Source organism: Klebsiella aerogenes KCTC 2190 (genome assembly GCF_000215745.1).
Classification (GTDB): Bacteria; Pseudomonadota; Gammaproteobacteria; order Enterobacterales; family Enterobacteriaceae; genus Klebsiella; species Klebsiella aerogenes.
The window spans coordinates 1,459,019-1,471,459 of record NC_015663.1; the positions used below are offsets into that span (position 1 = coordinate 1,459,019).

A 12,441-nucleotide genomic window follows, 5' to 3' on the forward strand; every position below is an offset into this window, starting at 1 on the left:
GTACACGAAGTACGTGAGCATTTCGAGCACTGCCGGAAGGCGAAATGGCAAGTAAACCAGCCCCTTTGCAGATTCTACAATCTCATAGGCATGACAACATAGGCGGCGGACTGTGAAGCCGCATCCTCAATCTGCACGCTCGATACGGAATCCGTCAGCAGAATGCGCACATTCTCGCACTTCAGCGCATTGAGCACATCCAGCACGTAGCTAACGTTAAAGCCGATTTCCATCTCGCTGCCCGAATAAGTGACATCGAGAATCTCTTCCGCCTCTTCCTGTTCCGGGTTATTCGCGGTGATTTTCAGCTGGTTCTCGCTGACGTATAACCGCACGCCGCGGAATTTCTCATTCGACAGAATTGCCGCGCGGGCAAAGGCCTGCTTGAGAATGTCGCAGCCGGCATCAAGGTGTTTATCCGGGTTTTTCGGCAATACGCGGCGATAGTCCGGGAAACGGCCATCAACCAGCTTCGAGGTGAAGATAAAATCGCCGACGTGAGCGCGGATATTGTTGCTGCCGATCTGCACGCGCAGCGGCGTATCGCCGCCGTCAAGCATACGCATCAGCTCAATCACCCCTTTACGCGGCACGATCACCGAATGGTTCGGCAGCGACTCTTCCAGCGGCATTGAACAAACCGCCAGACGGTGGCCGTCGGTGGCGACAGTGCGCAGTTCGCTACCTTCGGTTTCAAACAGCATGCCGTTTAAGTAGTAACGAACGTCCTGGTGCGCCATCGAAAACTGGGTGGCTTCAATCAGGCGCTTCATCGTCGCCTGCGGCAGAGTAAATTCCACTTCGCTCTGCCAGTCGTCGAGATTCGGGAAATCGGCGGCAGGCAGGGTCGACAGCGAGAAGCGGCTGCGGCCGGAGCGCACCAGCATACGGTCGCCTTCAAGCTGCACGGCGATCTCCGCGCCTTCAGGCAGGCCGCGGCAGATATCAAAGAATTTACGCGCCGGAACGGTGGTGGCGCCCGCTTCGTGCGGCTGAATCAGCGACACGCGCGCGACCATTTCCATTTCCAGATCGGTACCGGTTAGCGACAGCGTGCCGTCCGCGACCTGAAGCAGCAGGTTACCGAGAATTGGCAGTGTCGGACGACCACCTAACGGACCGCTCACCTGTTGCAGCGGTTTTAATAAATGTTCACGTTCTACGGTAAATTTCATAGCGTCACGAGGATAATGTTCTGATTAAATTGGAAAAATCTTCTTTAATATCGTGGCTTTCTTCACGCAACTGCTCAATCTTACGGCAGGCGTGCAGCACGGTGGTATGGTCGCGGCCGCCAAACGCATCGCCGATTTCCGGCAGGCTGTGGTTGGTCAGCTCTTTGGCCAGCGCCATCGCCATCTGGCGTGGGCGCGCCACCGAACGGGAGCGGCGTTTGGACAGCAGGTCCGCTACCTTAATCTTGTAATACTCCGCCACCGTCTTTTGAATATTGTCGATGGTGACTAATTTTTCCTGCAGCGCCAGTAAATCGCGCAGCGCTTCGCGCACGAAATCGATGGTGATCGCCCGGCCGGTAAAGTTGGCGTTAGCAATGACGCGGTTCAGCGCCCCTTCCAGCTCACGCACGTTCGAACGCAGACGCTTAGCGATAAAGAACGCGACTTCACCCGGCAGGCGGATGTCGTTCTCATCGGCTTTCTTCATCAGGATCGCGACGCGGGTTTCCAGTTCAGGCGGCTCGATCGCCACCGTCAGGCCCCAGCCAAAGCGCGATTTCAGACGATCTTCAACGCCGTTGATCTCTTTTGGATAACGATCCGAAGTGAGGATGATCTGCTGATTACCTTCCAGCAAGGCATTGAAGGTGTGGAAGAACTCTTCCTGCGAACGCTCTTTATTGGCGAAGAACTGAATATCATCGATCAGCAGGGCGTCAACGGAGCGGTAATAGCGTTTAAATTCTTCGATGGCGTTGTTTTGCAGGGCTTTAACCATGTCCTGCACGAAACGCTCGGAGTGCATATAAACCACTTTAGCATTTGGCTTACGCGCCACGATGCCGTTGCCGACGGCGTGCAACAGGTGGGTTTTACCCAGACCGGTGCCGCCATAAAGGAACAGCGGGTTATACGCGCCGCCCGGGTTATCGGCCACCTGACGCGCCGCCGCGCGTGCCAGCTGGTTAGATTTACCTTCGACGAAGTTATCAAACGTATGCTTGACGTTGACGTTGGAACGGTAGGTGGGCTCTGCCGGCGCCGGAACGTTATCCCAGCCCTGACGGGCGACAGCCGGCGCGACGCGCGCGGTTTGCACCTGAGCGGCCGGGATCGCCGTGGCGACGTTGGCCGTCCCCTGGTGGGACGGCGCCGCAGGCTTCGCGCCCACTTCAAAGCGCAGCTGTGGAGCGTCCGCACCACAAAAGTCATTGAGGAGCCCATTGATATTATTGAGGTATTTGTCCCTTACCCAATCGAGCACAAAACGGTTTGGCGCATACAGTGCCAGCGTGTTATCGCTCAGTTCCGCCTGCAATGGGCGGATCCACATGCTGAATTCTGTGGCTGGTAACTCATCCTGCAATCGGGCAAGACACTGCTGCCAAAGCGAAAGTGACACGGCGGACTCCACTCGAACATAAAATCGATATAAAAGAAAAACTGAAACAATCGTGATTGTTGGCACACGTCGCAAGACCCTGCATTAGCCGAAAAAGCCCCTGCGCAAAAGGGGTGACGTGCGAACCGCTATTTGCGGTTTTACCCGGGACGGATCCGTGGATCGCGATCGGGACCGGGGATCATAGCCTAAACTGAGAAAGAGATCTTGTGTTTCTCAACAGATTCTTCCCGATTTATCCACAGGAGGATCGAAACCGGGTAAGTGTAATCGATCCTGGCGAGAGTGCGGCACGATTTCGCCCGCATATTGGAAAAATTAATGAGCTATGCCGGTTTTGAACAGAATTGATCTAACAAAGATCCTTTACGATCCTTGCGCTTTACCCGCCAGGCCGTATAATCCCCCACCCGGCGCGTAACGCCCGTTTTCGCAACTCGTCTCAGCTTATTTTTTGTGCGGCAAGGTGCGAGAAATAAGGAAAGAGAATTGACTCCGGAGTGTACAATTATTACAATCCGGCCTCTTTAATCACCCACGCTGAGGCGTAAGTCGTTCGAAGTTCGTTCGGGTCTACGCAAAAGTCAGTGAATTTATTCAAGTTTAGGTAGAAATCGCCATGAAACGCACTTTTCAACCGTCTGTACTGAAGCGCAACCGTTCTCACGGCTTCCGTGCTCGTATGGCTAATAAAAATGGTCGTCAGGTTCTGGCACGTCGTCGTGCTAAAGGCCGCGCTCGTCTGACCGTTTCCAAGTAATAAAGCTAACCCTGCGTGGTTAAGCTAGCATTTCCCAGGGAGTTACGTTTGTTAACTCCCAGTCATTTCACTTTCGTCTTCCAGCAGCCACAACGGGCTGGCACGCCGCAAATCACCATCCTCGGCCGCCTGAATTCGCTGGGGCATCCCCGCATCGGTCTTACCGTCGCCAAGAAAAACGTTAAGCGCGCGCATGAACGCAATCGGATTAAACGTCTGACGCGTGAAAGCTTCCGTTTACGTCAACATGAACTCCCGCCAATGGATTTCGTGGTGGTGGCAAAGAAAGGGGTTGCCGACCTCGATAACCGTGCTCTCTCGGAAGCGTTGGAAAAATTATGGCGCCGCCATTGTCGCCTGGCTCGCGGGTCCTGATAGGCCTTATCAGGGTCTATCAGCGCCTGATTAGTCCGCTACTCGGGCCGCACTGTCGTTTCACGCCAACCTGTTCTCAATACGGAATTGAGGCATTGCGCAGGTTTGGAGTGATAAAAGGCAGTTGGTTGACGGTGAAACGCGTATTAAAATGCCACCCTTTACACCCTGGTGGTGACGACCCCGTCCCGCCTGGACCATTTGATACCAGAGAACACTAACGATGGATTCGCAACGCAATCTTCTTATCATCGCTTTGTTGTTCGTGTCTTTCATGATCTGGCAAGCCTGGGAGCAGGACAAAAATCCGCAAACCCAGCAGCAGACCACGCAGACTACGACCACAGCAGCGGGTAGCGCCGCAGACCAGGGCGTACCGGCCAGTGGCCAGGGGAAACTGATTACGGTTAAAACTGATGTGCTTGATCTGACCATCAACACCAGCGGTGGTGATGTTGAGCAAGCGCTGCTTCCGGCTTACCCGAAAGCGCTGAAATCTACTGAACCGTTCCAGTTACTGGAAACCACGCCACAGTTTATCTATCAGGCACAGAGCGGCTTAACTGGTCGTGACGGCCCGGATAACCCGGCTAACGGCCCGCGTCCGCTGTATAACGCTGATAAAGATGCGTATGTACTGGCTGACGGCCAGAACGAAATCGTTATTCCGCTGACCTACACCGACAAAGCGGGCAACGTCTTCACCAAAACCTTCACCCTGAAACGCGGTGATTATGCGGTGAACGTTGGCTACAACGTGAAAAACGTCGGCGAAAAACCGCTGGAGATCTCCTCCTTCGGTCAGCTGAAGCAAACGGCAGCGCTGCCATCAAGCCGCGATACGCAAACCGGCGGTCTGTCTACCATGCACACCTTCCGTGGCGCGGCGTACTCCACTGCTGATTCGAAATACGAAAAATATAAATTCGATACTATCGTCGACAACGAAAACCTGAACGTCAGCACCAAAGACGGTTGGGTAGCGATGTTGCAGCAGTACTTCACCACCGCGTGGGTTCCGCATAACAACGGCACCAACAACTTCTATACCGCTAACCTCGGTAATGGCGTTGTCGCTATCGGCTATAAATCACAGCCGGTACTGGTGCAGCCAGGTCAAACCGACAAGCTGGAAAGCGTGCTGTGGGTCGGCCCGGCTCTGCAGGATAAAATGGCTGCCGTCGCGCCGCACCTGGATCTGACCGTCGACTACGGCTGGCTGTGGTTCATCTCCCAACCGCTGTTTAAGCTGCTGAAATTCATCCACGGCTTCCTCGGCAACTGGGGCTTCTCGATTATCGTCATCACCTTTATCGTTCGTGGCATCATGTACCCGCTGACTAAAGCGCAGTACACCTCCATGGCGAAGATGCGTATGCTGCAGCCGAAGATTCAGGCAATGCGCGAGCGTCTGGGCGACGATAAACAACGTCAAAGCCAGGAAATGATGGCGCTGTATAAAGCTGAAAAAGTTAACCCGCTGGGTGGCTGCTTCCCGCTGATTATTCAGATGCCTATCTTCCTTGCGCTGTACTACATGCTGAGCGCCTCGGTTGAACTGCGTCATGCGCCGTTTATCCTGTGGATCCACGACCTGTCCGCGCAAGACCCGTACTACATCCTGCCGATCATCATGGGCGCGACCATGTTCTTCATCCAGAAGATGTCGCCGACCACCGTGACCGACCCGATGCAGCAGAAGATCATGACCTTTATGCCGGTCATCTTCACGGTGTTCTTCCTGTGGTTCCCGTCTGGTCTGGTGGTGTACTACATCGTCAGCAACCTGGTAACCATTATTCAGCAGCAGCTGATTTACCGTGGTCTGGAGAAGCGTGGCCTACATAGCCGCGAGAAGAAAAAATCCTGATACTCTTCATTCTTCAAGCCGCAGATGCGTTGGCTTCATTAGTTCGCCCCAGTCACTTACTACAGTAAGCTCCTGGGGCCTCACTAACTTGCCGCCTTTCTGCAACTTGAATTATTTCGAGTATCTACGGTAACGTTAATGCCAGAGAAGGCGGTCAATGGACCGCCTTTTTTACATCTACATAGAGAGTCACCATGAGCCATAACGACACTATCGTCGCCCAGGCAACCCCTCCGGGACGCGGGGGTGTGGGCATCCTGCGTATCTCCGGCCTTAAGGCGCGCGACGTCGCGCAGGCGGTACTCGGCAAGCTGCCGAAGCCGCGCTATGCCGACTACCTGCCGTTTAAAGACGCCGACGGTACGCCGCTGGATCAGGGGATTGCGCTGTGGTTTCCGGGGCCGAACTCCTTTACCGGTGAAGATGTCCTCGAACTGCAGGGCCACGGCGGCCCGGTCATTCTGGATCTGCTGCTCAAACGTATTCTGACCTTGCCCGGCGTTCGCATCGCCAATCCGGGCGAGTTTTCCGAGCGCGCGTTCCTCAACGACAAGCTCGACCTGGCGCAGGCAGAGGCCATAGCCGACCTTATCGACGCCAGCTCAGAGCAGGCGGCCCGTTCGGCGTTGAACTCCTTGCAAGGGGCCTTCTCCGCGCGTGTGAACCATCTTGTGGAAGCGCTCACTCACCTGCGCATCTACGTGGAAGCGGCGATTGATTTCCCGGATGAAGAAATTGATTTCCTCTCCGATGGTAAAATTGAAGCCCAACTGAACGACGTGATCGCCGATCTCGATGCCGTCCGCGCCGAAGCCCGTCAGGGCAGCCTGCTGCGTGAAGGGATGAAAGTGGTGATCGCCGGACGGCCAAACGCCGGTAAATCCAGCCTGCTCAACGCGCTGGCCGGACGAGAAGCGGCGATCGTCACCGATATCGCCGGCACCACCCGCGACGTACTGCGCGAACATATTCACATCGACGGTATGCCGCTGCATATCATCGATACCGCAGGCCTGCGTGACGCCAGTGATGAAGTGGAGCGAATCGGCATTGAACGCGCCTGGCAGGAAATTGAACAGGCGGATCGGGTGCTGTTTATGGTCGACGGCACCACCACCAGCGCCGTTGACCCGGCGGAGATCTGGCCGGACTTTATCGAGCGCCTGCCCGCTAAGCTGCCGATTACCGTGGTGCGTAATAAAGCCGATGTCACCGGCGAAGCGCTGGGGCTCAGCGAAGTAAATGGCCACTCACTAATCCGCCTGTCGGCGCGTACCGGTGAAGGGGTCGAGGTGCTGCGCAACCACCTTAAGCAGAGCATGGGCTTCGATACCAACATGGAAGGCGGCTTCCTCGCCCGTCGTCGCCACCTGCAAGCGCTGGAAACGGCTGCGGACCATCTGCAGCAGGGCAAAGCGCAGTTGCTGGGCGCCTGGGCCGGTGAATTACTGGCGGAAGAGCTACGTCTGTCGCAACAGGCATTAAGCGAAATCACCGGCGAATTTACCTCTGACGATCTGCTGGGCCGTATTTTCTCCAGTTTCTGTATCGGTAAGTAAGCGTTACTGGTAAGCATCTACTAACCCGCCTTAACCTTCTGTTATGGCGGGTTTTTTATTTGATTGCCTTAATCACATCAACTCTGTGAAGCAATCAACTGTTTTTCCCTGCAGGAAAAGAGTGTTGTCCAAATGGCAACTCGTACTCCCTGGCGTTAGCCACTATGCTGTACGCCATTCTTATTGCGAGGGTCCTATGGCACGCTTTCTTATCTGCAGTTTCGCATTGGTACTGCTCTATCCATCCGGCATTGATATGTATCTGGTCGGTCTACCGCGCATCGCCCAGGATCTTGGCGCCAGCGAGGCACAGCTGCATATCGCCTTTTCGGTCTATTTAGCCGGCATGGCTACCGCGATGCTTTTTGCCGGGCGAGTGGCGGATAAATCCGGGCGTAAACCGGTCGCGATTTTCGGCGCCATCACCTTCATACTGGCCTCGTTGCTGTGCTCGCAGGCGCATAACAGCACGCATTTCCTGATCGGCCGCTTTATCCAGGGGATCGGCGCGGGAAGCTGCTACGTCGTCGCCTTTGCCGTTCTGCGCGATACGCTGGACGAGCGCCGCCGCGCCAAGGTACTGTCGCTGCTTAATGGCATTACCTGCATTATTCCCGTTCTCGCGCCGGTACTTGGCCATCTGATCATGTTGAAATATCCGTGGCAGAGCCTGTTCTACACCATGACAGGCATGGGGGTGATGGTGGGGTTATTGTCGGTGTTTATCCTGCGTGAGACGCGCCCGACAACGCATCCGCAGGCAGGCGCACAGCACAATGGCGCCGCTGAGTCGCTGCTAAACCGTTTTTTCCTCAGCCGCATAGTCATTACGACTCTCAGCGTCACCGCAATTTTGACCTACGTAAACGTCTCACCGGTACTGATGATGGAAGAGATGGGTTTCGACCGCGGAACTTATTCAATGGCGATGGCGCTGATGGCAATGGTCAGCATGGCCGTGTCGTTCTCCACGCCGTTCGCTCTGACGCTGTTTAAACCACGTACCCTGATGCTGACCTCGCAGACGTTGTTCCTTATCGCTGGCGTGGTATTGAGCCTCGCCGCCAGCCAGCCCATCACCATGCTGGGATTAGGTATGATCTGCGCGGGTTTCTCGGTTGGCTTTGGCGTCGCGATGAGCCAGGCGTTGGGGCCTTTCACGCTGCGGGCGGGCGTCGCCAGCTCCGCCCTCGGCATCGCCCAGGTCTGTGGTTCTTCGCTGTGGATTTGGCTGGCGGCTATCATTGGGCTTAGCGCCATGAATATGCTGATCGGGATACTCATTGCCTGTAGCATAGTCAGTATTGTTCTGATACTGGTCGTCTCACCGGCGCGCGCGACGCAAGATAATGAAGAAATCCCTGTCGAGTCTCGATCTTAACTTACTGTTATGTTTGCAGCTTCTGACCCAGGAGCGCAGCGTCACCCGCACGGCGAAACGGATGAACGTTTCGCCGTCGGCGGTGAGTAAATCATTGGCCAAGCTACGCACCTGGTTTGACGATCCGCTGTTTGTTAAAACACCGCTAGGGCTGGCGCCAACGCCGTTAATGAGCAACATGGAGCAGGATCTTGCCGACTGGATGCAGATGGGCAATCAGATCCTCGATAAACCGCACCACACCATGCCAAGCGGCCTGAAGTTCGAGCTGGCGGCAGAATCACCGCTGCTGATGATCCTGCTCAACACCCTCTCCCAGCAAATTTATCAACGTTATCCACAAGCGCTGATCCGTTTACGCAACTGGGATTACGACTCGCTGGATGCCATCATTCGCGGCGAGGTTGATATCGGTTTTTGCGGCAAGGAAACCCATCCGCGTTCGCGCGAACAGCTGAGCCTGCTGCCGTGGTATATCGATTTTGATGTCCTGTTTAGCGACCTGCCGCAGGTGTGGCTGCGCGCCGATCATCCGGCGCTCAATGAAGAGTGGAACCTGGCGGCTTTCCTGCGCTATCCGCACATCAATATCTGCTGGGAACAAAGCGATACCTGGGCGCTGGATGATGTGCTACATGATCTGGGCCACAAACGGACCGTTGCCCTGACCCTGCCCGGCTTTGAGCAGTCGCTGTTTATGGCGGCACAGCCGAATCACATCATGATAGCCACCGCGCCGCGCTACTGTCAGCACTATAATCAGCAGCATCATCTGCCGCTGGTATCGCGCCCGCTGCCGCTGGAGCCGCAGCTACTGGAAAAAATGCGCGTGCCGTTCACCCTGCTGTGGCACAAGCGTAATAGCTATAATCCAAAGATCGTATGGCTCAGAGAGACCCTCAAACAGCTCTATTCCAATACGCTGTAGGGAAATTGCCCATCATCCTCACGTTGTTGCGCAAGAAATTGTAAAAGTCAGACATTATCCCTTCTCAAGGAAGAATTTCCGCATTAAAACCTGCTCATTGTGAGCGATAATATCATTCACAATTTTTATCTCTGACCATTAATCACGGAGCGACGAATGGCAACGCATTTTGCAAGAGGGATACTCAACACCAGGGAGCCGCTATCGACGCGTTTGTCGGCGGCATGTCATCAATCCGCACGTAACCTACCCGAATACCGACAGAGCCGCTATCGCGCCTCGCGTTCGCTGCTCGCTGAACTGCTTTTCATGCTTTATGGTATCGGCGAGCTGCCGGAAATCATCAGCGAACCCAATGGACGGCCCGTATTTCGCGATCCCCACCTTCCCCGCTTTTCCATCTCTTATGCCGGGAATATCGTCGGCGTAGCGCTGACGACCGAAGGTGACTGCGGTCTCGATATGGAACTGCAGCATACCTCGCGTGGCGTCCATCCGCTACATGCCGCCGATCGCTATGTCTTCAATAGCAATGAGAATTTATGGATTAACATCCAGCACGATCCGGATGAGGCCCGCGCCCAACTGGTGGCGCTGCGCCGCAGCGTGCTGAAGCTCACCGGTGAAGCCCCCGTGCGAGTACAGCTGCTGCCGGGGTCTGGTCGCCTGCGTACCGCTGGCACCCAATCGATTGAAGCCATCTGTGATGCTGAAACGTTGCTGGTGTGGTCAATCGCCGTCACCCCGAATATCGGGCCGCTGAAGGTCTGGGAATATGATAGTAAAGAGGGCTGGCGCTGCCTGCCTGATGCGCAAACGCGCGCCAAAGAGACTGACGCGCGCCTGATGCGCTTTACCAGCTTACCGGTAGAAAAAGTATTCTCCCTCAACTGACCGGTTTAGCCGGCCATCATGATGCAAAGGAGCACTCATGTCTGATACGTTGAAAGTTGTTACGTTACTCGGAAGTCTACGCAAAGGTTCTTTTAATGCCATGGTTGCGCGCACGCTGCCGGGCATTGCGCCTGCGGGCATGGAAATCTCCGCGCTGCCGTCGATCGGCGATATCCCGCTGTACGATGCCGATATCCAACAGGAAGAGGGGTTCCCGCAGAGCGTGCAGGCGATCGCGAAACAAATCCGCGAAGCGGATGGCGTGGTGATCGTTACTCCGGAATATAACTACTCGGTACCCGGCGGTCTGAAGAACGCTATCGACTGGCTCTCGCGTCTGCCGGAACAGCCGCTGGCCGGTAAGCCGGTGCTGATCCAGACCAGCTCCATGGGCGCCATCGGCGGGGCCCGCTGCCAGTATCATCTACGCCAGATTCTGGTCTTCCTCGATGCGATGGTCATGAACAAGCCGGAATTTATGGGCGGTGTGATTCAGAACAAAGTCGATCCGCAGGCGGGTGAAGTGGTCGATCAGAGCACACTGGACCATCTGCGCGGCCAGTTGACCGCCTTTGGCGATTATATTCAGCGGGTTAAAGCATAAAAAAAAGCCCGGCAGCGATGCCGGGCCATTTCATCATGCGTGCGGATCAATGCGCATCGATAAAGACAATTTTCAGCACGAACAGCAGCGAAACGATAATCACGCACGGGCTGAGTTCACGCAGACGGCCGGTACCAATCTTCATCACGCAGTAGGAAATAAAGCCCAGGGCGATACCTTCGGTGATCGAGAAGCTGAACGGCATCATCACCGCGGTGATAAACGCCGGTACCGCTTCCGTCAGGTCATCCCACTTCACGCGCGCCAGGCTTGAGGTCATCAGCACGCCAACGTAAATCAGCGCCCCAGCGGCGGCATAGGCCGGAACCATCCCCGCCAGCGGCGACAGGAAGATGACCAGCAGGAACAGGATACCTACGACAACGGCGGTCAGGCCAGTACGCCCGCCAACCGAAACGCCGGAGGAGGATTCGATATAGGCCGTAACCGAAGAGGTGCCAATAAAGGAGCCGGCAACAGACGACACGCTATCGACGAACAACGCCTGCTTCATGCGTGGGAATTTACCCTGCGCATCTGCCAGCCCGGCTTTATCGGTGACGCCAATCAGGGTGCCGGAGGAGTCGAACAGGTTAACCAGCATGAACGAGAAGATCACGCCCGCCAGGCCAAGGTTCAGCGAACCGGCCAGATCGACCTGACCCACAACCGAGGTCACGCTCGGCGGCGCGGAGACGATGCCGGTATAGTGCACATCGCCGAGCATCCAGCCCAACAGGGTGGTGACGACGATGGAGACCAGCACGGCGGCATGAATATTACGCGATGCCAGGATAGCGATAATAAAGAATCCGAGCACGCCCAGCAGCACGCTGTGGGAAGTCAGGTTGCCGATGCTGACCAACGTGTCCTGGTTCGCCACGATAACGCCGGCGTTCTTCAGGCCCATCATGCCGATAAACAGCCCGATACCGCTGGTGATACCCACGCGCAGGCTCACCGGGATATTGGCAATCATCCAGTAGCGTACGCGGAAGAGGGTCAGCAGCAGCAGGCCAACGGCGCCCCAGAAAATCGCGCCCATACCCACCTGCCACGGCAGGCCCATCGCCTGAACTACCACGAAGGCAAAGAAGGCATTCAGACCCATCGCTGGCGCCAGCGCCACCGGCAGATTCGCGAACAGACCCATCAGAATGCTGCCGAAGGCAGCGATCAGACAGGTGGTCACAAAGACAGCGCTGGTATCCATACCCGCCACGCCAAGAATTTGTGGGTTCACGAAGACGATGTAGACCATCGTCAGGAACGTGGTGAAACCGGCGATCGCTTCAGTGCGCACCGTGGTGCCGTGCTCGCGCAGTTTAAATACGCGCTCCAGCAGACCCTGGCCAGAAGACTGGCTGGTTGGTTGTTGACTCATTATCGGTTTCCGAACGTAAAGGAGGGAAAATTCGAGGCTATCCTATACCAAATTACGGCACCAGGCGCGGTTGTATGGTAATTTTTTTCATTTATTTTGCTTATAC

12 protein-coding genes and 1 pseudogene are annotated in these 12,441 nt (G+C 55.7%); 10 read left to right on the forward strand and 3 right to left on the reverse strand.

Annotated elements, in window-relative coordinates; translation table 11 throughout:
* Positions 1 to 74: 74 nt before the first annotated feature.
* Together dnaN and dnaA are read right to left on the reverse strand one after the other, a co-directional pair.
* A complete protein-coding gene (gene dnaN / locus EAE_RS07110; protein ID WP_015369032.1) occupies positions 75 to 1,175 on the reverse strand; it encodes a DNA polymerase III subunit beta in 1,101 nt (366 codons plus the stop codon).
* Positions 1,176 to 1,179: 4 nt separating this feature from the next.
* The gene (dnaA, locus tag EAE_RS07115) at positions 1,180 to 2,580 is read right to left on the reverse strand and encodes a chromosomal replication initiator protein DnaA (protein WP_015703901.1); all 1,401 of its coding nucleotides are present in this window, start codon (positions 2,578 to 2,580) and stop codon (positions 1,180 to 1,182) included.
* A gap of 351 nt (positions 2,581 to 2,931) precedes the next feature.
* Between dnaA and EAE_RS25520 the strand changes: the two are divergent.
* The 10 genes and pseudogenes from EAE_RS25520 to EAE_RS07160 form a co-directional block, all read left to right on the forward strand.
* A pseudogene (locus tag EAE_RS25520) lies at positions 2,932 to 2,982 on the forward strand (hypothetical protein); the annotation flags it as partial.
* A 217-nt stretch (positions 2,983 to 3,199) separates the two neighbouring features.
* Positions 3,200 to 3,340 carry a 50S ribosomal protein L34 gene (rpmH, locus tag EAE_RS07120; RefSeq protein ID WP_015369029.1) on the forward strand — a complete coding sequence of 47 codons (141 nt, stop codon included), beginning with the start codon at positions 3,200 to 3,202 and terminating at the stop codon, positions 3,338 to 3,340.
* 15 nt (positions 3,341 to 3,355) lie between these two features.
* Entirely contained in the window at positions 3,356 to 3,715 is a 360-nt protein-coding gene (rnpA, locus tag EAE_RS07125) for a ribonuclease P protein component (RefSeq protein ID WP_015703902.1), read from the forward strand.
* Complete coding sequence (yidD, locus tag EAE_RS07130) at positions 3,679 to 3,936, forward strand: membrane protein insertion efficiency factor YidD (protein WP_015703903.1); 258 nt, start codon at positions 3,679 to 3,681, stop codon at positions 3,934 to 3,936. The genes rnpA and yidD overlap by 37 nt, the downstream gene beginning before the upstream one ends.
* 2 nt (positions 3,937 to 3,938) lie before the next feature.
* On the forward strand, positions 3,939 to 5,585 hold the full coding sequence (gene yidC, locus EAE_RS07135) for a membrane protein insertase YidC (protein WP_015369027.1): 1,647 nt from the start codon (positions 3,939 to 3,941) through the stop codon (positions 5,583 to 5,585).
* A gap of 194 nt (positions 5,586 to 5,779) precedes the next feature.
* Positions 5,780 to 7,144 (forward strand): tRNA uridine-5-carboxymethylaminomethyl(34) synthesis GTPase MnmE, encoded by a 1,365-nt coding sequence (mnmE, locus tag EAE_RS07140; protein WP_015703904.1) that lies wholly within the window; start codon positions 5,780 to 5,782, stop codon positions 7,142 to 7,144.
* A gap of 196 nt (positions 7,145 to 7,340) precedes the next feature.
* Entirely contained in the window at positions 7,341 to 8,525 is a 1,185-nt protein-coding gene (locus EAE_RS07145; RefSeq protein WP_015703905.1) for an MFS transporter, read from the forward strand.
* A complete protein-coding gene (gene yidZ, locus EAE_RS07150; protein ID WP_015703906.1) occupies positions 8,494 to 9,453 on the forward strand; it encodes an HTH-type transcriptional regulator YidZ in 960 nt (319 codons plus the stop codon). Before EAE_RS07145 ends, yidZ begins: the two co-directional genes overlap by 32 nt.
* Positions 9,454 to 9,762: 309 nt before the next feature.
* Complete coding sequence (locus tag EAE_RS07155) at positions 9,763 to 10,347, forward strand: 4'-phosphopantetheinyl transferase family protein (protein WP_164926767.1); 585 nt, start codon at positions 9,763 to 9,765, stop codon at positions 10,345 to 10,347.
* Positions 10,348 to 10,384: 37 nt separating this feature from the next.
* On the forward strand, positions 10,385 to 10,951 hold the full coding sequence (locus EAE_RS07160) for an NADPH-dependent FMN reductase (RefSeq protein ID WP_015369022.1): 567 nt from the start codon (positions 10,385 to 10,387) through the stop codon (positions 10,949 to 10,951).
* Between the two features lie 46 nt (positions 10,952 to 10,997).
* On the opposite strand, the gene EAE_RS07165 is transcribed toward EAE_RS07160, so the two are convergent.
* On the reverse strand, positions 10,998 to 12,335 hold the full coding sequence (locus EAE_RS07165; RefSeq protein WP_015369021.1) for an NCS2 family permease: 1,338 nt from the start codon (positions 12,333 to 12,335) through the stop codon (positions 10,998 to 11,000).
* Positions 12,336 to 12,441 lie beyond the last annotated feature (106 nt).

What these genes read in the sequence shown, in the direction of transcription:
- dnaN (WP_015369032.1), bottom strand. Translation starts at nt 1,175, where the DNA reads ATGAAATTTACCGTAGAACGTGAACATTTATTAAAACCGCTGCAACAG.
- rpmH (WP_015369029.1), top strand. Translation starts at nt 3,200, where the DNA reads ATGAAACGCACTTTTCAACCGTCTGTACTGAAGCGCAACCGTTCTCAC.
- yidD (WP_015703903.1), top strand. Translation starts at nt 3,679, where the DNA reads ATGGCGCCGCCATTGTCGCCTGGCTCGCGGGTCCTGATAGGCCTTATC.
- yidC (WP_015369027.1), top strand. Translation starts at nt 3,939, where the DNA reads ATGGATTCGCAACGCAATCTTCTTATCATCGCTTTGTTGTTCGTGTCT.
- mnmE (WP_015703904.1), top strand. Translation starts at nt 5,780, where the DNA reads ATGAGCCATAACGACACTATCGTCGCCCAGGCAACCCCTCCGGGACGC.
- EAE_RS07145 (WP_015703905.1), top strand. Translation starts at nt 7,341, where the DNA reads ATGGCACGCTTTCTTATCTGCAGTTTCGCATTGGTACTGCTCTATCCA.
- yidZ (WP_015703906.1), top strand. Translation starts at nt 8,494, where the DNA reads ATGAAGAAATCCCTGTCGAGTCTCGATCTTAACTTACTGTTATGTTTG.
- EAE_RS07155 (WP_164926767.1), top strand. Translation starts at nt 9,763, where the DNA reads ATGCTTTATGGTATCGGCGAGCTGCCGGAAATCATCAGCGAACCCAAT.
- EAE_RS07160 (WP_015369022.1), top strand. Translation starts at nt 10,385, where the DNA reads ATGTCTGATACGTTGAAAGTTGTTACGTTACTCGGAAGTCTACGCAAA.
- EAE_RS07165 (WP_015369021.1), bottom strand. Translation starts at nt 12,335, where the DNA reads ATGAGTCAACAACCAACCAGCCAGTCTTCTGGCCAGGGTCTGCTGGAG.